Source organism: Ruminiclostridium cellobioparum DSM 1351 = ATCC 15832 (genome assembly GCF_000621505.1).
In the GTDB taxonomy this organism is placed as follows: domain Bacteria; phylum Bacillota; class Clostridia; order Acetivibrionales; family DSM-1351; genus Ruminiclostridium; species Ruminiclostridium cellobioparum.
This window is the reverse complement of the sequence record NZ_JHYD01000009.1, coordinates 1-24,917: the sequence shown is the minus strand read 5'-3', so window position 1 is coordinate 24,917 and position 24,917 is coordinate 1. Positions and strand designations below refer to the sequence as shown.

Genomic DNA, 24,917 nt, shown 5'->3' with positions numbered 1-24,917 from the left:
TTTTTATCTGAAGCATGGAGTTCAGCATTTTACCTTAAAATTCTTTGAATTTAATTTTTAAATCAACGCATATTAGAAAAATGTTAAGGAGAGGGCCATGCTGAAGAACGTTAAAAAAACAATTTATATAATATTAATGCTTTTTACAGCGCTTTTTATATTTTCTTCATTCTTTGTCAGGGCAAAGTATAATTATTTTATCTATGGGGACAGGCCCATTCTGACAAAACAAGAACCTGGCATATTTTTCATACTCATTTTTATTATATTGCCAATGGGTTTCCTGTTTTATAAAATATCTCTTAAACTTGACAGATATGATAAAAGCTTGATTTTGCCCATCTCCATCCTAATTTCATTTTTACTGCAAACAGGCTTTATTTTTGCATTTCCAAGGCTGCCTACCGATGATTCGAAAACTGTTTATACACTGGCATTAAATATGTTCTACCACAAGGATTATTCCTCCTTCGGGGAAGGGGGCTACCTTCACATGTTTCCCTTTAATTACGGCACAGTGCTGTATATCATGGCATTACTGAAGCTGTTTCCCGACAGCTATGTGGTTATTAAAAGCTTTAACATATTGTTTTCTCTTGTTATAACAATAATGATATATAAAATAAACGGATTACTTGACTGCAAATCTGCCCGTAAGGATTACGGAATATTATTTTTCGCAGCAACGTACATTCCGGGAATATTCATGAGCAATTTTATTTATAACGATGTTATGGCCACAGCCTTTTTCACCTGTTCGGTATATTTCCTGATAAAATTTGTCAAGAAGCGGGCTGTTAAAGACCTGTTGGCCTCAGCATTTTTTTTATCCATAGGCAATTATTTCAGAAATATAGGCTTGATATTTTTAATAGCAGCTATTATTTATGTTGTTTTAAATATGAATGTGCTGAAGGCCGGACTGGCGGCAGCTTCGGTATTTATTCTGATTCTTGCGGTAAATATCCCGGGACTGGCCCAAAATTATTATTTGCAGAAGGCAAATATTATAAGCGGATCTGTTAAGGAGAACTCGGCTCCCGTCCACATGTGGCTGAATATGGGAATGAATTTCGAAAAGCTCGGATTCTGGGACGACTTTAAAAGTTATAGCATATACCGAATTGATGCAAGTTACAATAAACAGTTAAGTATCAAATTATTTAAAGAGGATATTAAGGAAAAAATTTCGAATTCAACTGTTGGGGGACTGTTATCGCATTATTATAGAAAACTTATCTGGACATGGACAGAAGGCACCTATCAGATCGAAAGATATGGCTTTGGAAATGATATGGACACATCGGCAAAAAAATGTCCAAGGCATGGGGGATATGAGTACAGGACCTTTGCCACCAATTTATTCAAGGATGATTCCATGTACAGAAGTGCAATGAACTGGATACTATATGTAATTAATTTTTTAATGTACTTATTTATTTTATTTGGATTGATACAAAGAGTAAAGGCAGGTAAGTTTGAAGGCTTGCTTTTGGTTTTAATTATTCTGGGGATTATTGCCTTTTATATAATCTGGGAGATAAAGTCCAGATATATTTATCCCGTCTATCCTATTTTGATCATCCTGTCATTTCAAGGCTTTAAAAGGGCTTATGACATTGCTTTTACGACAGTCACCAAACGCCGATGAAAGGCTGAAATTGCCGGTATCAAAATGAAAATTTTACTAATGTTGCATTTGCAACAACACAAAATAAGATTCCCCTGTATTATTATAATTATAAGATAGTTTTAATAAGATAATTTTAAAATTTTGCGGTAAATAAAGTTGAGCCATATGGCTTAACCGTCACTGGGGGAGGACTACCCATTAATTCAATTCAATCATACTGCCGTCCGGCTTTTTCAGAGATACGCCAGTCTGCCCATGTGCCGTTAAATGTTCTTTCAAACTCTGCATAAGCATTTCCCGCCGAGCGTCATTTGCATAATCAGAGGTCATTTTTTCTGCGAGTCCTTTTATTTCATTTCCCGAAACTGGCATTACACAAAGTTTACGGATGGAGTCGCCAAAATATGCGCCGTCCGGTAAATTTGCAGAACCGACTTCGAGAAATTCCTCAAATTCCCATCCGCCACTGTAATCGCCGCTCCGAAATATGATTGCACCCGGAATCACAGCGCCGCCTGTGCTCTCCAAGGTACTACCGTATAAACGGTAATACTCATAATATACCGTGACAAACACTTTTAGCTTGCCGGATTCCTCATAAGCGCCATAAATAGAGGGTGCATACATAAGAAACCCGCTCTCGGAACCGCCGTATTGCTGCAAGATAGCTGAATTGAAAATGCCGCCGTATACTTTACCATCAACCTCTCCATCATAGACACCAGAAGGATTTTCCGGTTTGAAATCAGGGAGTTTTATTTCGCTGATGATGGATAACTGTCTATACCATTCTTGCGGCGAAAGTGATTCATCGGTTACGTTATTTTGGACACCCAGCATATCTTTGCACATCCGCATCATAATCTGTCCGCGCAGACCGCTGGAATTGCCTGCTTCAAATTGAGAAAGCAGGTACTCCAAAACACCGTCCGGATATTTCATCGTAAGGTTCTCATACTCCTCCCAGTGCTCGTTGATATAGTCCTGCGGATTGGATGAACTAAGTGGCGATGACATTATAACAAGCAGACCATCTTCGACTCTTTGAGCAATGTCAGAGATATTCTCATCCGATGACGTTATCTGCATATCCGGGTTTGTCAGTATAATGGCATAAACGGTATTTACCTGTGCCGGATAGGACTTCGCGATTTCGCCGTTATAATAGACAATAACCTTATCGCCAACGGTAAAATGGGTCATGCTGTCTTTCAATTTCACGCTGAGAGAAACACTGATCAGGTCGCTGCTTCTGCGTGCGTCCTCACCCTCGTTGACACTTACAAGGATGGCATTATCATGCACTTCGGTTACAGTCCCGGCAAAATGCGGCTCTTTATCAACATTTTTCATGGACATTGGTATGAATGAATTTAAGATATTTCCATCCGTGGCACGATTAGCCGCAAACCCCGCGCTCAATACAGCAACCAACGCAACTGACACGACGATAATCACCCGGGACGGTTTCTTAAAATTCAGCACGTTTTTTATTCTCCCTTTCACGCCGCCCTCTCCGAAAGCAAGAGGACTGCCGCCAATGATACGCCGTTCCGTTGCCAACGATAACAGCGACAGCGAATAATCCTTTTTTATTTCTCCACCCATTTCTTTCAATACACGCTCGTCACAGGACATTTCCATATCCACGCCCATCAGTAGGAACGCCACCCATGCCAGCGGATTAAACCAATGCACACACAAAATGAAATACGCCACGAATTTTATGATATGGTCATGCCGCCGGATATGCGTCTGTTCATGCAAGATAATAAAGATTTTTTCTTGCCCGGATAAGCCAACGGGCAGATAGATTTTCGGTTTGAAAACGCCCAATACAAAAGGCGATTTAATATTTTCCGCTTCGTAGATATTGGCCTCGATGTGGGCTGCTTTCCTCATATTCCGTTTAAGGATAAAGAAAGACACCACGCCGTAAATGAACAATACGGCTACGCCGCCAAACCAAACCCACGCGCCGGTTGCCATCCATATCTGCAAAGGGTTTACACTCGCGGTTGGTTTGGCGGCGGGAAGAATACTACTGACAGCATTATTTACAAAGGGTATGCCGCTGTCAATGCGCGGCACAGGCTGCATGACTATATCCGTCGGTATTGTCTGCGCCTTGAATGGAATCAGGCTAAATATGCTCTCAATGGAAAACGGGAAAACGAGTCTAAATCCTGCTACCGCCCACAGGCAGTAAGAAATTATTTTAGGGGCTTTTTTAAGTGGAAGCCGCGCAAGGCATATTGCCCCGATAACAAATGCCCCGGTCAGGCTCATATTTAGAATTGTGAGGAACAGTTTATCCATTATTACCGCCCCCTTCATATTCTTCTATCAGACGTTTTAATTCTGCCGCTTGTTCCGGCGTTAGTTTCCTGCCGCCGAAAAATGAAGTGATGAACTTCGGCAACGACCCGCCGAAAGTATCTTCTACATAGCGGCGGCTTTGGCGGGCTATTTGCTCGTCACGAGTAAGCACAACAGACACATTTGCGTTTTCGTTTTTGAATACGCCCTTGTCGCAAAGTTTCTTTAACACCGTGTAAGTCGTTGATTTTTTCCAACCCATTTCTCGCTCCGCAAGCGCGACCAACTCCGGCGAGGTCAACGGCGCATCCCGCCAAACCAAAGCTGCGAGTTTTTCTTCTGCGTCAGTAAGCGTTATGTTTTTAGTCATGGCATTCTCTCCAATCTAAACTTATTAGACTGGGTACAGTCTATCATGATTAGACCGGATTTGCAAGAAGGATTTTGATAAATGATATTAAATGTTTTATATTAAAAAAATTTTTATTAAAAATATTTAACCAATATGAATAAGAGTTAACTTTGATTTTACACACCATTAATTTGTAATTAATCAATAAAAATTAGAATGAATCTTGTAAACAAAATAACTTCTATTTGGAGGGTCAGTAAAAATGAAAAAACTTATGAAATCTGTGATCTTATCTTTGGCATTAACAATGAGTCTTTCTACGGCTTTGGTCGGCTGTGGCTCAAATAATGAAACTGCCGCAGATTCCTCAGCTTCAGGATCAACTCAGGTTGAGTCTTCGGCAAGCAGCAGTACCGAAGCAGCACCGTCATCAACAGCAGGTGTCTCAGGATCAGCTACGGCAGTCGGATCATCAGCACTTCAGCCTCTGGCAGAAAAAGCAGCTCAGATTTTTATGGAAACAAATAAGGAAGCAAATATTCAAGTTCAGGGCGGCGGAAGCGGCACCGGATTGAAGCAGGTTTCCGAAGGCGGAGCAGACATTGGAAATTCAGATGTATATGCAGAAGAGAAGCTTCCGGAAGATCAGGCAAAAGCACTGGTTGATCACAAAGTATGTGTTGTAGGTTTTGCAACAGTTGTAAACCCAAAGGTAAAGGTAGACAACCTGACAAAGCAGCAGTTGATTGATATCTTTACAGGAAAAATCACAAATTGGAAAGATGCCGGCGGAGATGACATGAAGATTGTTATCGTAAACAGACCAAGTTCTTCGGGTACCAGAGCAACCTTTAAGAAATATGCCCTGGATGGTGCTGAGGAAGCAGAAGGTATGGCATTGACAGAAGACCAGTCCGGTACCGTTAAAAAGGCAATAGCCGATACTGACGGAGCAATTTCCTATCTTGCATTATCATATGTTGATTCCACTGTTAAAGCACTTAAATATGAAGGAATTGAACCTAAGGTTGAGAATATTACCAGCGGCAGTTATCCAATCTGGGCTTATGAACATATGTATACAAAAGGCGAGCCAACCGGCGTTGTGAAGGCATTCCTCGACTTTATGACAAGTGATGAATTCAAGCCGACAATAACTGAACTCGGATATATTCCAAATTCCGAAATGAAAGTATCCAGAGATAACTAGGAATTCAGATTAATAATACATTAAATATAAAAGGAGACTGGTTGCTTTAACCGGCTTCCTTTTATATTAACCAAACAACTATCCAGTTAAGGATGATTATATATGTTGAAAAATAAAAACATGAAATCCAGGTATTACTATTTCAAGCATGAATATTCCGGTAAATTTGCAGTAACTTTTTTTGGGATGTTTCTGATCATACTGACGCTTTGTCTTGTTGTGTTCATAGCTACAAAAGGATTGGCCACGTTCTTTAACAATCATTTTTCACCGATAGAATTTTTATTTTCAACGGTATGGAAACCTGACAGAGCTCCGGCAAATGGAGGTCCGGCCATCGGTGCGCTGATTTTTATAACAGGCTCTGTTTTGGTGTCCATGCTTGCTTTGTTGATGAGCACACCCTTCAGTGTGGCAGTTGCCATATTTATGACTGAGATATCGCCAAAATTAGGTAAGAAGTTGTTACAGCCGGCCATTGAGGTATTTGTCGGAATTCCATCGGTAGTTTATGGCTGGGTCGGCTTAAGCGTTCTGGTACCGTTTATCAGAGTAAACCTTGGCGGACTTGGCTTTAGTCTGCTTGCCGGTTCACTTGTCCTGTGCATAATGATATTTCCCACCATTGCCAGCGTCTCTGCAGATGCTATAAGAGCAATTCCCAGGGACTATTATGAAGCTTCACTTGCATTGGGGGCTACACGCTGGCAGACAATCAGAAGAGTAATTATTCCTTCTGCTACTCCCGGTATTTTGACCGGAATTGTACTTGGTTTGGCGCGTGCGTTCGGTGAAGCCCTGGCGGTTCAGATGGTCCTGGGCAATACCATAAGAATTCCGCGCTCGCCGCTTGATTCAACAATAAATATGACAAGTATTATAACGATGGATATGGGAAATACAGCTATGGGGACTGTGTGGAATAATGCCTTATGGTCTATGGCGTTACTGCTTTTGATAATGTCATTTTTGTTTATTGTTTTAATTCACAGAATAGGAAACCAGGGAGGCAGTAAATAATTATGAAATCAAAAACAGCAGATAAGTTAGCCACGGTTGTTTTTTATATAATAGCTACAGGATTCATTTTATTGCTGATGTTATTCGTAGGATATATCATATATCAGGGAAGAGACCGCTTGAATCTACATTTTATAACCTCTGCCCCGACATTTATGAAGGAAGGCGGCGGCATTGGTCCTCAACTGTTCAATTCACTTTATCTTGTATTTCTATCCATGCTTATAACTGTTCCCATCGGATTATCAGCCGGAATATACCTGGCTGAATATGCCAAACCAGGACGTATAACCAATATGGTGCGTTTTTGTATTGAAGCGTTGGCTTCTCTTCCTTCAATCGTAATAGGCTTATTTGGTCTCCTTGTTTTTGTCACCATGACAGGATGGGGGTATACACTGTTTTCAGGAGCGTTGGCTGTTGCAGTTCTGAACCTTCCGGTCATTACAAGAATAAGCGAAGACGCAATCAGAAATGTTCCGCAAACAGTAAAGGAAGCAAGCCTGGCCCTGGGAGCCACACACTGGCAGACAATCTACAGGGTAATATTGCCGACGGCATTGCCAGGTCTTGTTACGGGGCTTATCATGACTTCCGGAAGGGTATTTGGAGAAGCTGCGGCTTTACTGTATACAGCCGGTATGAGCAGTCCGAATCTTAATTTTCATGATTTAAATCCATTTCATGCCAGATCCCCTTTAAATCCTTTCAGACCTGCTGAAACTCTGGCCGTTTATATTTGGAAGGTCAACTCTGAAGGTTTGGCTCCCGACAGCAGGCAAATTGCCGACGGAGCTTCGTCAATATTGATTATTTCAGTTTTTTTATTCAATATAATATCCCGTTTTTTAGGAAGAGTGCTCAATGTAAGGTTTTCAGGCTCAAAAAATTAAAATAGGCTGGTGATTCCCAATATGTATCTTAAATCTACAAAAATTATAAATTTAATAGCTTTCTTTACAAAAAAATACAAGTCGATTAAGATCAGAACAAGAATACTTGCTTTGTTTTTGATAATCATAACAGCAGCAATTTCCATCACAACAGGAATTACTTATTCTATAGGCAAAAGCAATCTTGAACATTTGATTTCCAGCCAATTGGATAATTCAGTCCACTCATTGGTCCGTCAGATTTCACTCTTAACCAGTGCATACAGCTCAAAGGAGTTTTCCGGAAAATTAAAGTATATTCTTACCGAAGATGCATCCAGCTATAAACAGGCCGGCTTTGATGCACAAATATATTTATTGAAATCTGACGGAACAATTGTCGACAGAGACAATGTAAATAAAGAAACAATTGAGAAGTCGGATTTGTCCGACAGCATTATAGACCAAATGTTAAAGCAGAAAAAAGGAACTGTGGGAGCCGATTTAAAGGATCAGAGTGTTACCATTGCCTATGGATATGTTATGGAGAAGGATTGGATTTATGCCGTTGCAGTAACGAAGGCATCGTATCTGAAATTGCTTTATAAACAACAGATGGCTTCAATAATTTCAGGTGTTATTTGCATTATTCTGGCACTGGTTCTGAGCATGCTGGGTACCAGGGGAATAATCAACTCCATCAGGGAAATAAATGCCACAGTTACACTGGCAGGCAGGGGAAAGCTTTCAATCCGTTCAGGAGCAAATCAGGGAGGTCCTGAAATAACCAATTTGTCACAAAGTTTAAATTTAATGCTTTCAAGCTTTCAAAAGCTGCTTTCAGAAATTAGTGTGTCAATTGAAGAGTTGACGGCTTCAAGCAATAAGCTGAATGAAATTGCCAGAAAAACAGACGACAGTACATCCTACGTCTATGGGTTGACTAAAAGGATGTCGGAAGACTCTGAAGAGCAGAATACTTTTGCTTTCCAGATGGCAGAATCAGCAGGGCAGCTTATAGATACCATAGAAAATGTAACCCAAAAAGTGAATTTTACCACCGAGCTCAGTGAAGTGATGATTAATGCCGCCTGCGAGGGTATGAATACATTAAAGGAACTGGGTGAATTTATCTCTGAAATAGGGAAAGTTTCCGATAAAACGGTGGAATTTGTAAATATTTTAGACAAAAGATCAAATGATATAACTAAAATAACCAGTACTATTAAAAATATATCGGGACAAACGAAGCTTCTTTCATTAAATGCGTCCATAGAGGCGGCAAGAGCCGGTGAATACGGCCAGGGTTTTATGGTGGTCGCACAGGAAATACAGAATCTGGCATACAACTCTGCAAATTCTGCCGTTGAGGTTGAAGATATAATTAAAGATATGCAATCCAATACCGAGGCTGCCCTCAAAGTGGCTGAACGCGGCAGGCATATCTCGCATAAGGGCATGGAAATGGCCGAAACCACCAATAACGCATTTAATGAAATATTAAATAAAGTAACACTTACACATAAAAATGTAATGGATATATCAGAAAAGGCTCAACAAATTACCGACAATATAAAATTGTTTGAAAAAAATTCTGACAAGATCATAGATAAAATAAACCACATGGCCTCAAGCTCGCAGGAAATGGCAGTAGAGGTTGAAAGGCACCATAGCATATCCGGTGATGTTATACTAAACTCTGAGAACATATTAAATGTTGCTACAAAATTCGGACAAATTAAAAGTTCTTTTACTACCGACTGAGGTGCTTGTAATGAATGACAGAATTATTTATATTGCTGACATGGATATGAATGTAAAACAATATCTAAAGCAAAATCTGGAAGCTTCCTGCTATAAAACAAAAACCTTTGACAATGGTGAAAAGCTGGTTTGGGAAATCAACAAACAAAAACCGGATTTACTGATTATGGATATCAGTCTCCATGGCATAGACGGGCTGGAGGTTTGCCGCAGGCTGAGACAGGAGCCCAATACAAGAGAAATACCTATATTGTTTCTTACAGATAAAAAGGAAGAATTTGATATTGTCCTGGGACTTGAGGTGGGGGCCGACGACTATATGATCAAACCGTTTAGCGTCCGGGAGCTTCAGTCCAGAATTAAAGCTCTGATCAGAAGAACAAAACTCTCTCAAAAAAAACAGTCTGATGATATAAAATTGAATGATTTAAAGTTTGATGTTCAGGGAAGAACCATATACAGAGGTGATGTGGAAATTAAATTCCCTAAAAAAGAGTTTGAACTTTTAATGTTTATGATTTCAAATATGGGAAAGATACTATCCAGAGAGTACCTGCTTGAGAAGATATGGGGCTCTGATTCTTTCGAGGGGACAAGAACGGTTGACGTGCATATAAGATATATACGCCGCAAATTGTGTGAATTGGATAATGAATACTGCTATATTGAATGTGTCAGAAAAGAAGGATATAGATTTATAAATAAGAAGCTGAGCAGAAAAGTGGGATAGATACGTATAAATCCGACCAATGAGTTTGTTGACATATGCAGTTAATATTTATATACTTGCTGTAGGATTAAGAAAGATGTTACAGACTGCTGGCAAACGGAGTGATATTATTGGCAAGACCCATAAAGTGGAGAAAAATTGAGAACATTCCTACAATACCGTATTTTATACCATCTGAAACAGATGTGGCCGAAGTTCCTGAGAACATATTGAAGCTGGAAGAACTGGAAGCCATCCGGCTCAAAGATCTGGAGGGCCTGGAGCAGGGGGAATGTGCCCAAAAGATGGAGGTGTCCCGGCCAACCTTTCAAAGGATATTGTTATCGGCACGGGAAAAAATAGCCGACAGTTTGATAAACGGTAAGACTATTCATATAGAAGGTGGAAAATTCACCCGTAATATATGCCCGGTAAAATGTGTGGAGTGCGGTAAAGAATGGACTGAAAGTATAGAAAACCTGGAAGCCATAAAAAGCGGAGCTTTTACATGTTCGGTTTGCGGGTCGGAAAAAATTATCTGTGAACCCAACTGTAATCAAAAATCATGCCGGAAAAATTGCCGGCGCCATGGAAGAAACATAGATTAGCTTGAAAGGTCAGGAGTGTCATTCTCCTGATCTTATTTTTTATTCATGCGTATAGATATTGACATATGCTCATAATGATACTAAAATAAAAATTGTGAGCATAAGCCCATAATTAAATAACAAACCCGGGAGATGAAACAATGACAGATTTTATTGAAAAATCCAATGAACTCAATTCAATAAAAAAGGTAATTGGAGTTGTAAGCGGAAAAGGCGGTGTGGGTAAATCCTTGGTTACTTCCATGTTAGCGGTTTTAATGAGAAGGAAGGGGTATAATGTTGGAATACTGGATGCCGATATTACGGGGCCATCCATTCCCAAAATGTTCGGTATTACCGGAAAAGCTCAGGGAAGTGAATTGGGAATTTTTCCGGAAAAAACACATAACGGCATCAATATAATGTCCATGAATATTTTGCTGGATCAGGAGGATGCACCTGTTATATGGCGGGGGCCGATGATTGCAGGTGCGGTAAAACAGTTTTGGACGGATGTGGTCTGGGGGAATCTGGATGTAATGTTCATCGATATGCCGCCCGGCACGGGAGATGTTCCGCTGACGGTGTTCCAGTCAATTCCTCTGGATGGGATAGTAATCGTGACCTCACCCCAGGAGCTTGTCTCCTTAATAGTTAAAAAGGCATATAACATGGCAGCACAAATGAATATACCTGTTTTAGGAGTCATTGAGAACATGAGTTATATTAAATGTCCCGATTGCGGCAAAGAGATAAAGCTGTACGGGGAAAGCAGGCTGGATGAAACTGCAGGGGAATCGGGCTTATGTGTTTTGGGACGGCTTCCGGTGGACCCGGACTTGGCAATGCTGTGCGACAAGGGTGAATTTGAAAAATTCAGCAATGATTATCTGGCTGATGCTTCAGGAATAATTGAAGGTATTTTATTTTAATAATAAAAGGAGTGAAAGAAAATGAGGATTGCAATAGCCAGTGATGGTAAAATGGTAACAGAACATTTTGGACATTGTGAGGGTTTCACTATTTTTAATGAGCAGAACAAACAAATCGTAAGCAGTGAGTTCATTTCAAATCCGGGGCATAAACCGGGATTCTTACCCAACTTTTTAAACGATAAAGGTGTAAACGTAATAATCTCAGGAGGTATGGGCGCCGGTGCAATTGAAATATTCGAGGAGAAGAATATAGAAGTCATCACCGGGGCGGCAGGCGATGCAGAAACTGCTGCCAGGAACTATATAGAGGGTAAGCTGAAATCCAGCGGTTCAGTTTGTCATGAACATCAGCATGCTGATGAATGCGGACATTAAAATTACTGTTTTTACAGTGTTTCTAAAAGCCATATCAATGTGAAATAGATGAATCAAGCCACGAAGAAGGCCTTATTAAAGGTTTTCCTCCGTGGCTTTTTCGAGTTTTTCATTATATAAGGAATTCAAAACAGGTACTAATATTATAGTATATTCATATATTGTAATATTAGGATTGACAAATATAATTCCAAAATTTATAATGTCGATATACCTGGAGGGGGTATATTAAGAAGAGGAGGTTGTAAATGATTGATTTGAGTAAGTTTGTTCATAAATGGTCCTGGACCATTTTACTTGTTTTTTGCATAGCAGGTGTATTCTTTCCGGCGGTGGGGATGGCAGCAATTATATGCATGCTGGCTCCGGTTATTATGTCCTTTTTTAAAGGCAGGTATTGGTGCGGAAATTTTTGTCCCAGGGGAAGTATGAACGATATGATAATTTCCAAAATCAGCAGGAAACTCCGCATTCCGGAGCTTTTAAGAATGAAATGGTTCAGACTGCTGTTTCTATGCCTGCTTTTGGGAGGATTTGCAATTCAGATTTTTATGTCATGGGGAAATATAAATGCTGTTGGAATGGTATTCGTAAGAATGATTATTATAACAACAGCTCTGACAATCATTTTAGGAACAGTTTATAATCAAAGAACCTGGTGCAGGATTTGTCCGATGGGGACTCTGGCTTCCTATGCGGCAGGAATCACAAAGGTAAAAGATAAAATAAAGCATGTGAGCTTCAAGCCCAACACCTGTATCAATTGTAAAATATGTTCAAGGAACTGCCCCATGGGGATTGATGTATGGAAGTATAAGGATGAAGGTGTTGTTACAAACCCGGACTGTATAAGATGTAAAGTTTGCGTCGATAAATGTCCTAAAAATTCGTTATATCTCTGATATACCCGTACAGGAAAAAATATATCTTTTAAAAAGTGAACAAAACCCATATGATAAAGGTACAATTAATAGAACGTTCGAAAAGAGTGGTGAAAAAACTTGGGGGACCCATCCGAATACCTTGTGGAAAATGCCAGGAAAGGTAACAGGCATGCAATGGCTCAACTGCTGCAGGAGAATTACGCAATAGTTTACAAATACTGCCTGAAACTTACCCTGAACAAAGAGGATGCCCGGGACATCACCCAGGAAGCAATGGCCAGGGCTGTTGAAAAAATCAGGCTTTATAATGAGAGCAGGGCGGCTTTCAGTACCTGGCTGATAACAATAGCAAAGAATATATGGCTGACAGGGCTCAGAAGGAAGCGGCTGTTTGAGAGCTACTGCAGCACACTTGCTGTTTCTGAAGACTATGACAATAAAATAGATAATCTGTTTGATAATGATGATTTGATACAGGCGGTCAACAGGCTTTCTCCAAAGCTTAAGGCACCTGTAGTACTGAAATACAACTTTGACTATTCCTATGAGGCCATAGCAAAAACTCTTGGGGTGCCGGTAGGAACTGTAAAATCAAGGCTTTCAAATGCAATAAGGAGTATTGGAAAGGAGCTGGAAGGTTATGGGAAGGAATGAAAGTAATGCCGAAGGATTAGAAGGGTTAGAAGGATTAAAGGAAGTTTCAAAAATGATTGATGAACTGGATCTGGGGACACCTGATTTGATGACTATGGCTGACTTTGTTTCGGATGAACAGACCAGGCTGGCATCAAAAAACAACAGGCAGCTAGCCTGGTTCAGCTGTACCGCACTTGCAGTTATAGCAGCTCTGATAATGCTTTATCAGCTGTCTGCCCTGTTATTTGCATTGATCCAGGGATTGTTCTTCACAGTGCCTACGATACTGCTTATTATAAAGAGGAGTGGAAGAGATGAACTGGCATGATTTTTTTAATAATCCCCCCTTATGGGTGATATTGTTAATAGTTTTATTTGTTTTCTTCCAGGGGATCTGGATTTTCAGAGACGCTCAGAAAAGAGGAAGGTTTCCCTGGCTTTGGGGAATTTGGGGTATATCCAACTTTCCGACACCGCTTATAGTCTATTATTTTGCAGTCATCAGACGCGATAGAAAGGATAGTAAAAATGCTTAGGATAGAAAAGCTTTCAAAGATATATAAAAATGGAAAGAAGGCTGTAGATAACCTGTCTCTTGAAGTGAAGCCGGGAGATATATTCGGGTTCATAGGACATAACGGCGCAGGCAAGACCACAACCCTAAAATGTGCCACAGGCCTTCTGGACTTCAATGAAGGGGAAATCTTCATCAACGGCAAATCAATTAAAACCGAGGATTTGGAGTGCAAGAAGACAATGGCATTTATACCCGACAATCCCGACCTGTACGAAAATATGACAGGAATCCAGTATCTGAACTTTATTGCGGATATTTTTACAGTTTCCAAAAAGGAAAGGGAAGAGGCAATTAAAGAATATGCCGATGCCTTTGAGATAACCTCAAGCCTTGGGGATATCATATCGGCCTATTCCCATGGCATGAAGCAGAAGCTGGCTTTGATATCGGCTTTTATTCACAGGCCAGGCCTGCTTGTTCTGGATGAACCCTTCGTAGGTCTTGACCCAAAAGCATCCCACACCTTGAAAGGATTTCTGAAAGAGCTCTGCGACAATGGCGGAGCAGTATTCTTTTCCACACATGTACTTGAAGTGGCCGAAAAGCTATGCAATAAAATAGCCATTATCAAGGCCGGAAGGCTCATAGCCTGCGGAGATACAGCCGAAGTAAAAGGGGACAGCACACTGGAAGAAATATTTATGGAGTTGATTGACAATGAATAGGACAATACTTCTTATTAAAGCACAATTGATAAATTCATCAGGCATAAATAAACTGCTCAAAAGCTCCACAAAGGGTGAAAAGCTGAAGGCCGGTCTTTTGTCGGGACTGGTAATTTTTGTAATACTCATGATTTTTGTGCAAATGAGTATGTATGCCTGGGTAACATCGGATTTCCTGACCGGGAAGGGTGCTCTGGATATACTGATTATTGCAGGTACGGCCCTGTCCATGCTGGTTTGCCTCTTTATGTCCATATACAAGGCACCGGGATATTTGTTTGCATTCAGGGATTTTGACATGCTCATGTCACTGCCGGTATCACAGGGGGCAGTATTAGTCAGCAAACTGTTTATGATAGTTTCAACAAATGCCGGATTAGCCGTACTTTTAGGTTTTCCGTATCTGATGGTATATGGAATAAAAACTTCGGTGGGAATGGCTTATTATTTTGCAGCAATATTGCTGCTGATTTTAGCCAGCCTGATCCCGGTGATTGCAGGAGCAGTCCTGTCGCTGTTCATTGGCAGGTTATCCTCCAGATCCAGACATACAAATCTTTTTTTAATTGTCGGAACCTTTGTTCTGCTCATATTGTTTATGGGAGGAATGTTTTCACTCAATTCATTGACGACTGCCAATATTGAGAACATGGTAAACATTATCAGCTCATTAAAGGCAATTTATTATCCCTTTGGATTGATAACTGCCGCCCTGCGCATGGACATTATTTCAATTCTGGTATTTGCCGTGATTTCAATTATAGTTTTTATAATATTTGTCTGGCTGTTTGCACGGAGTTTTAAAGCGGTAAACTCACAAATGCAGGAGAAATATAAAGCCTCCGATTATAAAATGACTGATTTGCAGGTACGGACCACCGCAATGGCTTTGTTTAAAAAAGAGGTGAGTTTATATTTCTCATCTTATATATATGTGATAAATACAGGCTTTGGAGCTGTAATGATGGTTCTTATACTGGTAATGTTTATTTTCAGCAGATCAAAGCTCGATGAATTAACAGCAGCGCTGCCGGTTAACATGTCCATGGACCTCATAGTGACCATGGCAATGGTGTTTTGTGTGGCGCTTACCTGTACAACTGCTCCTTCAATCTCACTGGAGGGAAAAAACCTGTGGATTGTCAAATCACTGCCGTTAAAGGCTATGGATATATTCAGGAGCAAAATATTGCTGAATCTGGTTATAACGGCGCCAATACTGGTAATCTGCTCGACAGTGTTTACGGCAGTATTGGGATTTAGCATTTTGGAGTACCTGCTCATAGTTGCCGTGGGCTGCAGCTATTGTGTATTCATAGCAGTTGCCGGACTTATAATCAATCTTCACTTTCCGAAGCTGGAATGGAACACTCAGGTTGCAGCGGTGAAGCAGAGCGCCAGTGTAATGCTGGCATTGGCGACAGGTTTTTTGTCAATATTGCTGCCATTCGGTATTTTTGCAATGGTAAATCCGGCAAACCCGGTTGTTTTCCAGGCTTTTTGGTTTATTGCGGTTGCGGCGGCAGATGCGGCGGCTTTAAGTTATTTAAAGGGAAGAGGTACGGCCTTATTCAAGGCTTTGTAACTGTCTTAAACTGAAATTCTTTTCTCTCCATAAAATCTTCATAACTTAGTGCTAAAATAATTACAGTTAAAGTAAGCAGGAAGGAATGGAGGTACCGTATGGAACAAAAGACAATGAGAAAGATTCTTCAAGTTGGCGGTATGACCTGTACAGGTTGTGAAACAAGGATAGAAAATACCCTGAAAAAACTTGACGGAATAGTTGATGTAAAAGCTATTTACAGCAGTTCAAACGTGTATGTTACTTATGATCTGAATATAACCAATTTAAATAAAATAATCGAGGCTGTTGAAAAACTGGATTACAGTGTAAAAAACAAGCCGGAGGATATTACTATAAATACCGCAGGTGCCAAAGTGCCGGGCAAAAACACCGGCAAAACGGGAATTGGACAAATAGCCGGTATTGTAGTAATTATTTTTGCTCTATACATGCTTGTTAAGAATACCGTTGGTTTTAATTTTATCCCACAGGTTGACCAATCCATGGGATACGGCATATTGTTTTTTATAGGGCTGCTGACCTCTCTGCACTGTGTAGCCATGTGCGGGGGCATTAACCTGTCTGTCTGTGTCCAGTATAAGGCTTCAGGCGGGGATTCCAAATATGCGAAACTAAAACCAAGTTTATTGTACAATGCAGGCAGGGTAATATCTTATACCCTGGTAGGCGGTATTGTGGGCGGCCTTGGTTCTGTTATCAGCTTCTCGGGGACAGCCAAGGGCATAGTTGCCATATTGTCAGGTGTTTTTATGGTTATCATGGGCTTGAATATGCTGAATATTTTCCCTGCGCTCAGAAAACTGAACCCCAGAATGCCAAAGATATTTGCCAAAAAAGTTCACGAAAACAGCGGGAGCCGCGGTCCGCTGGTAGTTGGACTGCTAAATGGACTGATGCCCTGCGGACCGCTGCAGGCCATGCAGATATATGCCCTCGGCACAGGCAGCATAATGGCAGGTGCTTTATCAATGTTCCTGTTCAGCCTTGGAACGGTTCCGCTCATGTTCGGCTTCGGAGCAGTCAGTTCATTTTTGAGCGGCAAGTTTACGCACAGAATGATGAAAGTGAGCGCAGCTCTTGTGCTGATATTGGGAATTGTAATGCTGAACAGGGGCCTGGCGCTTTCGGGCTTCAATACAAACATCGTTTTTGGAGCAACGCCTGCCACCGGTGGGATAGCAAAGCTAGAAGGCGATGTGCAGATAGTGAATACCCAGCTTGAATCAGGACGGTACGCCCCCATAATCGTTCAGAAAGGCATACCCGTAAAATGGACGATTTCTGCTGCTCAAAGTGAACTGAACGGCTGCAATAACAGCATAAACATTCCGGAATACGGCATTGAAAATAAGAAGCTTGCTGCAGGAGAAAATGTTATAGAGTTCACACCCGACAAGGAGGGTACCTTTGTTTATACCTGCTGGATGGGTATGATCACCAGCAACATAAAGGTGGTCAGTGATATCTCGGGTGCAGATGCAAGTGATGTTGCAGCCGGTGATAATTCCCTGGGAGCCCTGGGGGGCGGCGGATGCTGTGCTGCCGGTTCCAAAGCCACAAAGTTTGCAGGAGGGAAAATCCCCACTGACGATATACAGCTTGCAAAAATAACCGATAACCGGCAGGAAGTAACAGTTACCGTAAATGACTATGGATATTCCCCGGCAGTTGTAATTTTACAAAAGGGTGTTCCCGCAAAAATTAAATTCAATACCGAACAGTTAAATTCCTGTAATAACGTTGTAGTATTTCCTGAGTACCAGGGGCAGCTTGATCTGCAGAATCAGAAGGAGACTCCCTTATTGACGCCTGAACAGGATTTTACCTTCCAGTGCTGGATGGGAATGCTTCATGGCTATGTAAAGGTGGTTGATGACATAAATAATGTTGACATGGAGGAGGTAAAGGGTGAAGTTGAAAATTATACACCTCCGGCCGGAGCAGGAGGCTGCTGCGGTTAGGGTCAAATAATTTATGATCAGCCGTTGAATTCTGCGTTTGAATGGAGATACTCATTTTTATTTTACAACTCTCATAGCTCTCATGGCATTGAGAATTGCGATAACCGTTACTCCCACATCACCGAATACGGCTTCCCACATGGTGGCTATACCCATGGCACCCAATACAAGAATAACAGCTTTTTCAGTTTAAAGAAGAAGCCTGAGTGCTATTTGTACCGGTGCATGAAAAATGATAAATTTACTCAAATGACGTGCTAAAACCATTATTCTGAAATGTGATGAAGACCCTGATCGAATATGTGTTTTACATGTTCATCATCAAGTGAATAGTAGACAACCTTTCCGTCCTTCCTGAATTTAACAAGCCTTGCCTGCTTTAAAACTCTGAGCTGGTGGGAGATTGCCGACTGTGTCATGTTGAGAAGTGCTGCAATATCGCACACACACATTTCAGAAGCAAAAAGGGCATAGAGAATCTTTATCCGGGTTGTATCACCAAAGGTTTTAAAAAGCTCTGCCAGATCATAAAGGGTTTCTTCCTGGGGGATAATTTCTTTTACCCTATCGACAATATCATTATGAATAATGTTGCAATCACATCTGACTATATTCTGATTATCATCATCCCGGTAATTACTATCCATTTGATCCCTCCTAAGTGTGTATTTTAAATAATTATTATATTGTTTAATACTGCGGCTGTCAACAATAAAGTGATCAGGGAGGGGGAATCAAAGCTTTTCAGCCTTCATAACCCGCATGGCATTGAGTATGGCAATAACAGCCACACCTACATCGGCAAAAACCGCTTCCCACATGGTGGCGATGCCTCCCGCACCAAGCAGGAGCACAATTCCTTTTACTCCCAGTGCGAAGATGATGTTTTGCCATACAATAACCCTGGTTCTCCTGGCAATCTTTATGGCAGTGACAAGCTTGGCGGGCTCATCGGTCATCAGGACCACGTCTGCCGCTTCAATGGCCGCGTCCGAACCCAGTCCGCCCATTGCTACGCCGATATCCGCTCTGGCAAGTACCGGAGCATCATTTATGCCGTCACCCACGAATACAAGCTTCCCTTTAGGTGACTTGTTTTTTTCAAGTTCCTCCAGCTTTTCAACCTTTTGATGGGGGAGGAGCTCGGCGTGAACTTCATCCAATCCGAGGGCCTGGCCCACCTTTGTACCCACAGCCTTGCTGTCTCCGGTCAGCATGACCAGCTTTTTGATCCCGATGGTTTTTAATGACTTCAATGCATTTGCCGCATCGTCCTTGACTTCGTCTGAGATAACCATATGTCCTGCGTATTTACCGTCTACGGCAACATGGACGACAGTTCCGGCAGCGTCAACTTCCTCATAAGCGATAGCTTCCTTCTTCATTAATCCGGCATTGCCTGCCAGAATTATGCAATCCCGGACTTTAACACTGATGCCGTGTCCTGAAATTTCCTCATAATTTTCTATCTCATCCTTGTTGATTTCCTTATCATAGGCATTATTGTATGCCTGAAGAATGGACTGGGAAATGGGGTGGTTTGAATAGCTCTCGGCATAGGCGGCAGCTTCCAAAATGGTCATATCCGGTATAATGCCGTGGTCGGTAACTTTTGTTACCTTGAATACACCCTTTGTAAGTGTGCCGGTTTTGTCAAACACCACGGTATCCACGGCGTTCAATGCCTCAAGATAATTGCTTCCCTTGATCAGTATACCGTTTTTTGAAGCTCCGCCGATTCCTCCGAAGAAGCCAAGGGGGATAGATATAACCAATGCACAGGGGCAGGAGATAACCAGGAATACCAGGGCTCGGTAAATCCAGTCTGAAAAAGCTGCTCCGGAAATTATAAGCGGGGGAATTACTGCCAGTGCAAGTGCCGCAAAAACCACCACAGGGGTATAATATCTTGCAAATCTGGTTATGAAGTTTTCGGTAGGAGCTTTTTTGCTGCTGGCATTCTGCACCAGATCAAGGATTTTGGCAACTGTGGATTCACCGAATTCTTTTGTAACCTCAACTGTGAGCAAACCATTCTTGTTGATAAAGCCGGATAATATGTCGCTGCCTGCTTCCACCTCCCGTGGAACCGACTCACCGGTGAGGGCCGAAGTATCCAGCATGGATTTGCCTTCCAGTACCTTACCGTCCAGAGGAACCCTTTCACCGGGTTTTATTATGATAATATCACCGATTTTCACTTCTTCGGGGGATACTGTCTTTTCTTCACTGCCGACTTTCAGATTGGCATAGTCGGGGCGGATGTCCATCAACGCTTTAATGGACCTTCTGGAACGGTTTACAGCAATATTCTGAAACAGTTCTCCAATCTGGTAAAACAGCATAACGGCCACACCTTCGGGAAATTCCCGGATGGCAAAGGCTCCGATGGTAGCTACACCCATTAAAAAGTTCTCGTCAAACACCTGGCCTCGTATTATATTCTTTACAGCCTTTAATACAACCTGGCCGCCCACCAGCACATAGCTTATCAAAAACAGGGAAAGCTCTGCCCAAAAGGGGAAGCTGAATATCACTCCCACTCCGAAAAAGAGGGCTCCTATTGCAAGCTTGACTATTTCCAACCTGTTGATACCGTCTTCATCTCCTTTTTTGCTATTTTTATCCTCCTCGGCAACTTTTATACCTGATTCGATGCGCCTGGCAATTTTCGAAACCTCATCAACAATCCTTTTTTCATCATGTTTGCTGTTAAACTCTATAATCAGTCTTTTTGAAACAAAATCCACATTTGCAGATTTCACACCGGCAATATTACCGACTTCCTTTTCAATTTTGGCAGCGCAGTTGGAGCAGTCCAGTCCGTTCAGCATCAAGGTTTTCTTTTCGGCATTTGCCATTCTTTTTTCTTTCACCGTAACATCCGGTTCGAGTTTTTTTATAATGGATACGGCTTCATTTATGACATCATGAACTTCTGCTGTGGCGGCGGTTTCAATTGTCAGGGTCTTGGTCATGAAATTCATCGTAGCAGTGCTTACCGAATCCAGACTTTTAACCTTATGTTCAATTTTGGCAGCACAATTTGCACAGTCCAGTCCTTCCAGCAGCAGTTCTTTCTTTATTGTTGCAGACATTTTAAAATCCCTTCTTTCCCGGTTACTTTTTTAGTTAAGTAGAATGAATATATGAATAACTGTTCATATATTATTATATGTTCCTCCTTTAAAAATGTCAACATACATATGAAAGAATATTCATATGTTTTGAAGCCAAACTGCTCAATTAGTCATTGACAGCCCGTAGCTAAAGATATATTATTTATCTATAAATAAACTATTACGATAGTCATGCGGAGATTATTTTATGAAAATAAAACTCTTTGATTCAGAATTAAAAGTTATGGAAGTACTGTGGAGAGAAGGCAATTTAACCGCCGGGCAGCTTGCACTGGTTTTAAAGGAAGAAACAGGCTGGAACAGGAACACGACATATACCGTAATAAAAAAGTGCATAGATAAAGGAGCCATTGAAAGGCTGGAGCCAAATTTCACATGCAGGGCCCTGATTACCCAGGAAGAAGTTCAGGAACAGGAAACCGCCGAATTGATAAATAAAATGTTTTCCGGCTCTCCTGAATTATTCTTTTCAACCTTTATTAACAGCAAAAACTTTACAAAAGAACAGATCGGCAAGCTAAAGCAGCTTGTTGAGAAGCTGAAGTGAGGTTATTTATGGATATACTGCAAATGAGTGCTTCGGCCGGAATTCTTATTATATTAATAGTTTTAATCAGGCTGTTTACCATTAACAGACTGCCGAAAACCATGTTCATAATGCTCTGGGGTATAGCTTTGCTAAGGCTGATCATCCCTTTTTCAATTCCTTTGAATTTTGGTATTAATAATATATTAAAAAAATATCTGACCGGAATTTTCCTTAAACCCACTGAACTGCCAAATGGAGATCAAATTAAAAGGGTGTTTTTTTTCCAGGGTACCGAGCATTTTGGTATTAATACCGCCCGACTGTTTGATGCATATATATTTGTGTGGCTGGCGGGAGCAGCTGTTACAGCCGTCATATTCGCCTTTTTCCTTTACAGGGGCCACAGGGAGGTAAGAACCGCCCTGCCTGCCAGGGACAAGTTTTTTGTTGATAAGTGGCTGAGTAAGCAAAAGCTTAAGCGGAAAATAAGAATCTTAATATCCGATAAAATATCAACACCTCTTACTTATGGAGTTATAAAGCCCAGGATCATACTTCCAAAGCGGATGGACTTTAATAATGAAGCACAGCTGAATTTTATACTCACCCATGAACTGGTACATATCAGACGGTTTGATGCCCTGTGGAAATTCGTACTTGTTTTTACGCTTTGCTTTCACTGGTTCAACCCTTTGGTATGGGTTATGTATGTAATGTCGAACAGGGATATGGAGATTGCCTGCGATGAAAAGGTAATCAGGATATACGGTAAGAATAAAAAAACGGACTACGCCATGTCATTAATTGAAATGGCCCAAAGGAAATCCGGGTTTACTCCGCTTTACAGCAATTTCAGCAGAAATGCCACAGAAGAAAGAATAATTTCAATTATGAAATTCCGGAAGACCTCAGTAATAAGTATAATATTGTCTCTGCTGCTGATTACAGGTGCGGCCTCTGTTTTTATAAAGAGCACGGCGAATTTCATTTTCAAATTAAACGGAGAATTCAGTACTGCAGAAGGCGGCAGGTACAGTTACCAGCTTGGTGAAAATGGCAGAATTACCGTGAAAAATGCCGGGGGCAAAGTGGTAAGCACAGCAGTTCTTGGCAGTGACGGCAAGGCTGATTTGACCGATGCCGACGGAAATGTCATTAAGAAACTGGAGGTTGCCGTTCCTGAGATTCTGAAATACGGGAAGGCTGCCAGGCCCCCCTTGTACCGTGCCGAAATCGGCCAAAACGGAAAAGTTACCGTAAAGGATGCAGATGGTGAAATAATTGCCACAGGTAATACAGGTAACGCAGATAATACAGGTACCACAGATCCTGCAGGCAGCGATGCATACATAGCTTTAAAGGACGCCGACGGCACCATAGTCGGGAGCGTGGCTGTAAATAATAACAGGATTACAAGACTCTGGATCCAGAATAAGAAACAAACCTCTTAAAGACGTGGTTTCAGCCGTTTTTATTAAAAGGTTATGGACAGATTAAAAAAATCTGACCATAACCTTTTTTATATGCCCTGAAATTCAAAATTTGTAAACTAATTATTAACTAGATTCACCTGATAAATTGTTCCTTGAAAAGCTTGAATATAGTGAGTTTGTGGCAGGAATTAGCATGCTGAATGTCGAAATATACAGCATAATACAAAATTTACAATAGGTGATATCTTATGCTTATACTCGATTATCCAGAATGGACGCAGCCATCTGTTGCAGAAGTTTTTATTCCTAAAGTGGCGTATAAATTGACCCCTGAACTTGAACAAATAGACAAATTGCTCAAAGACGAATCCTTTGAAGAACCCATTGTAGGCAGCTTTAATACTCAAAGAGGCCGTCCTACGGTTCCCGTCAGGGTTTATATTCGATTGATGTTTCTTAAGCATTATACAGGCCTGAGTTATGAAGATATTGTTCCGGAAGTAACTCATAATCTAATGTTTCGTTTTTTCTGCCGTATACCCATCGAACAAAAGGTGCCCGATGCAACTGCACTGATGAAAATCACCACCAAATATGGAGAAGAAGTCATCGATGAAATGAATCAGCGACTATTAAAATCATTAGTACAGAAAAAACTTCTTAAAGGAAGAAAAACTCGCATTGATACAACCGTAGTGGAGTCAAATATCGTCCACCCCACGGATGCGGGCCTGCTTTACGAAGGTGTAAAAAAGCTAACAAAAGCAGTCACCCGCATAAAACGAGCATGTGGAAAGGCTTCCCAACAAAGTACGAAATCGAACCGTAAAATGAAGGAGCATATGCTTTCAATTAACAAAGTTCTTCGCCGAAGATCAGAGGATTCACGCACTGAAGTTCGTAAAATTACTGGAATGATTGCAGAGGAAGCTCGCAAGGTATTAAGCAAAGCAACCAGCTTGGCAAAGAAGCTTATTCCTGAGACAGAAAAAGACATCAAACTCAGAGGAACTCTTCTAGACACCGTCAATAAGGTTCAGAAAATCATTAATCAAAGCGAAGCAGTCAACAACGGCAATACAAAACTTTCAGACCGTCTCATCAGTTTAAGGGACCCTGATGCCCGACCAATTGTCAAAGGAAAGCTGGGCAAGCGTGTAGAGTTTGGATACAAGCTTCAAATACAAGAAACAGAAAGCGGCATAGTAACTGGTTATCAAGTATACAAAGGCAATCCTTGCGATAAAACCCTGGTAAACGATGCATTAAAAAAGCATGTAGATGTATTTGGGAAAACCCCCTTGGAAATTAGTCTTGACCGAGGTTATTACGATTCAGGAAACGAAAAGTTGGCATATTCAGCAGGAGTCAAAAATGTCTGTATACCCAAAATCGGAAGAAAATCCAAGGAACGGGAAGCCTTTGAAAAAACATCAGCATTCCGACGGTTAAAACAATGGCGTTCAGGCATTGAAGGACGAATCAGTTGTTTGAAGCGTCGGTTTGGTTTAAATCGCAGCATGCTCAGTGGATACCGGAAAACACAAATGTGGACTGGTCTGGGTATCTTTGCCCATAATCTACGGCAAGCAGCCAAATTAATGGCCTGAAGGTCAAAAATGGCCAAGTAACTCACATATTCAAGTGTCAAAGATCAATTTATTCTATAATTTTTATTAATATGAAGTGTATAACTTCACAAAAGTTGAATTTATCAGGTTAATCTAA

General features: G+C 41.1%; 23 protein-coding genes. 19 read left to right on the top strand and 4 right to left on the bottom strand.

The features are described from left to right. Nucleotides 1-97 precede the first annotated feature (97 nt). Nucleotides 98-1,651, top strand: a complete 1,554-nt coding sequence (locus tag T344_RS0105705; RefSeq protein WP_027627900.1) for a glycosyltransferase family 39 protein — start codon at nt 98-100, stop codon at nt 1,649-1,651. Nucleotides 1,652-1,831: 180 nt separating this feature from the next. On the opposite strand, the gene T344_RS29620 is transcribed toward T344_RS0105705, so the two are convergent. Then, entirely contained in the window at nt 1,832-3,952 is a 2,121-nt protein-coding gene (locus tag T344_RS29620; protein WP_051571604.1) for a M56 family metallopeptidase, read from the bottom strand. Continuing rightward, on the bottom strand, nt 3,945-4,322 hold the full coding sequence (locus T344_RS0105695; RefSeq protein WP_004623673.1) for a BlaI/MecI/CopY family transcriptional regulator: 378 nt from the start codon (nt 4,320-4,322) through the stop codon (nt 3,945-3,947). The genes T344_RS29620 and T344_RS0105695 overlap by 8 nt, the downstream gene beginning before the upstream one ends. A 244-nt stretch (nt 4,323-4,566) precedes the next feature. Between T344_RS0105695 and T344_RS0105690 the strand changes: the two genes are divergently transcribed. The 15 genes from T344_RS0105690 (at nt 4,567) to T344_RS0105620 (ending at nt 18,087) form a co-directional block, all read left to right on the top strand. Next, nucleotides 4,567-5,514 carry a phosphate ABC transporter substrate-binding protein gene (locus T344_RS0105690; protein WP_027627899.1) on the top strand — a complete coding sequence of 316 codons (948 nt, stop codon included), beginning with the start codon at nt 4,567-4,569 and terminating at the stop codon, nt 5,512-5,514. A gap of 102 nt (nt 5,515-5,616) precedes the next feature. After that, complete coding sequence (pstC, locus tag T344_RS0105685) at nt 5,617-6,534, top strand: phosphate ABC transporter permease subunit PstC (RefSeq protein WP_027627898.1); 918 nt, start codon at nt 5,617-5,619, stop codon at nt 6,532-6,534. 2 nt (nt 6,535-6,536) lie between these two features. Continuing rightward, on the top strand, nt 6,537-7,427 hold the full coding sequence (gene pstA, locus T344_RS0105680; protein ID WP_004623653.1) for a phosphate ABC transporter permease PstA: 891 nt from the start codon (nt 6,537-6,539) through the stop codon (nt 7,425-7,427). Between the two features lie 21 nt (nt 7,428-7,448). After that, on the top strand, nt 7,449-9,170 hold the full coding sequence (locus tag T344_RS0105675; protein ID WP_027627897.1) for a methyl-accepting chemotaxis protein: 1,722 nt from the start codon (nt 7,449-7,451) through the stop codon (nt 9,168-9,170). Between the two features lie 10 nt (nt 9,171-9,180). Continuing rightward, the gene (locus T344_RS0105670; RefSeq protein ID WP_027627896.1) at nt 9,181-9,900 is read left to right on the top strand and encodes a response regulator transcription factor; all 720 of its coding nucleotides are present in this window, start codon (nt 9,181-9,183) and stop codon (nt 9,898-9,900) included. A gap of 110 nt (nt 9,901-10,010) precedes the next feature. Beyond that, complete coding sequence (locus T344_RS0105665; RefSeq protein WP_027627895.1) at nt 10,011-10,487, top strand: DUF134 domain-containing protein; 477 nt, start codon at nt 10,011-10,013, stop codon at nt 10,485-10,487. Nucleotides 10,488-10,627: 140 nt separating this feature from the next. Then, the gene (locus T344_RS0105660; RefSeq protein WP_027627894.1) at nt 10,628-11,398 is read left to right on the top strand and encodes an Mrp/NBP35 family ATP-binding protein; all 771 of its coding nucleotides are present in this window, start codon (nt 10,628-10,630) and stop codon (nt 11,396-11,398) included. Between the two features lie 21 nt (nt 11,399-11,419). Beyond that, nucleotides 11,420-11,776, top strand: a complete 357-nt coding sequence (locus tag T344_RS0105655; protein ID WP_027627893.1) for a NifB/NifX family molybdenum-iron cluster-binding protein — start codon at nt 11,420-11,422, stop codon at nt 11,774-11,776. Between the two features lie 248 nt (nt 11,777-12,024). Further along, nucleotides 12,025-12,678 carry a 4Fe-4S binding protein gene (locus T344_RS0105650; RefSeq protein WP_027627892.1) on the top strand — a complete coding sequence of 218 codons (654 nt, stop codon included), beginning with the start codon at nt 12,025-12,027 and terminating at the stop codon, nt 12,676-12,678. 99 nt (nt 12,679-12,777) lie between these two features. Further along, entirely contained in the window at nt 12,778-13,314 is a 537-nt protein-coding gene (locus T344_RS0105645) for a sigma-70 family RNA polymerase sigma factor (RefSeq protein ID WP_027627891.1), read from the top strand. Then, nucleotides 13,301-13,624 carry a DUF5345 family protein gene (locus tag T344_RS0105640; RefSeq protein WP_027627890.1) on the top strand — a complete coding sequence of 108 codons (324 nt, stop codon included), beginning with the start codon at nt 13,301-13,303 and terminating at the stop codon, nt 13,622-13,624. The genes T344_RS0105645 and T344_RS0105640 overlap by 14 nt, the downstream gene beginning before the upstream one ends. Further along, the gene (locus T344_RS0105635; protein ID WP_027627889.1) at nt 13,611-13,832 is read left to right on the top strand and encodes a hypothetical protein; all 222 of its coding nucleotides are present in this window, start codon (nt 13,611-13,613) and stop codon (nt 13,830-13,832) included. Before T344_RS0105640 ends, T344_RS0105635 begins: the two co-directional genes overlap by 14 nt. Continuing rightward, entirely contained in the window at nt 13,825-14,538 is a 714-nt protein-coding gene (locus T344_RS0105630; RefSeq protein ID WP_027627888.1) for an ABC transporter ATP-binding protein, read from the top strand. The genes T344_RS0105635 and T344_RS0105630 overlap by 8 nt, the downstream gene beginning before the upstream one ends. Then, nucleotides 14,531-16,123, top strand: a complete 1,593-nt coding sequence (locus T344_RS27660) for a putative ABC transporter permease subunit (RefSeq protein ID WP_051571602.1) — start codon at nt 14,531-14,533, stop codon at nt 16,121-16,123. Before T344_RS0105630 ends, T344_RS27660 begins: the two co-directional genes overlap by 8 nt. 98 nt (nt 16,124-16,221) lie before the next feature. Continuing rightward, the gene (locus T344_RS0105620; RefSeq protein ID WP_027627887.1) at nt 16,222-18,087 is read left to right on the top strand and encodes an urease accessory protein UreH domain-containing protein; all 1,866 of its coding nucleotides are present in this window, start codon (nt 16,222-16,224) and stop codon (nt 18,085-18,087) included. Nucleotides 18,088-18,353: 266 nt separating this feature from the next. Here the strand turns inward: T344_RS0105620 and T344_RS0105615 are convergent, their stop codons facing one another. Together T344_RS0105615 and T344_RS0105610 are read right to left on the bottom strand one after the other, a co-directional pair. Continuing rightward, nucleotides 18,354-18,734, bottom strand: coding sequence for an ArsR/SmtB family transcription factor (locus tag T344_RS0105615; protein ID WP_004623672.1), 381 nt, complete (start codon nt 18,732-18,734; stop codon nt 18,354-18,356). Between the two features lie 87 nt (nt 18,735-18,821). Beyond that, nucleotides 18,822-21,185: a heavy metal translocating P-type ATPase gene (locus tag T344_RS0105610; RefSeq protein ID WP_027627886.1), complete on the bottom strand. Its 2,364-nt coding sequence runs from the start codon at nt 21,183-21,185 to the stop codon at nt 18,822-18,824. A gap of 229 nt (nt 21,186-21,414) precedes the next feature. Here T344_RS0105610 and T344_RS0105605 point away from each other — a divergent pair, with 229 nt between their 5' ends. The 3 genes from T344_RS0105605 (at nt 21,415) to T344_RS0105595 (ending at nt 24,799) form a co-directional block, all read left to right on the top strand. Continuing rightward, nucleotides 21,415-21,774: a BlaI/MecI/CopY family transcriptional regulator gene (locus tag T344_RS0105605; protein ID WP_027627885.1), complete on the top strand. Its 360-nt coding sequence runs from the start codon at nt 21,415-21,417 to the stop codon at nt 21,772-21,774. 8 nt (nt 21,775-21,782) lie between these two features. Next, entirely contained in the window at nt 21,783-23,207 is a 1,425-nt protein-coding gene (locus tag T344_RS0105600; RefSeq protein WP_027627884.1) for a M56 family metallopeptidase, read from the top strand. A gap of 230 nt (nt 23,208-23,437) precedes the next feature. Further along, nucleotides 23,438-24,799 carry an ISNCY family transposase gene (locus tag T344_RS0105595; protein WP_027627333.1) on the top strand — a complete coding sequence of 454 codons (1,362 nt, stop codon included), beginning with the start codon at nt 23,438-23,440 and terminating at the stop codon, nt 24,797-24,799. Nucleotides 24,800-24,917: the final 118 nt, after the last annotated feature.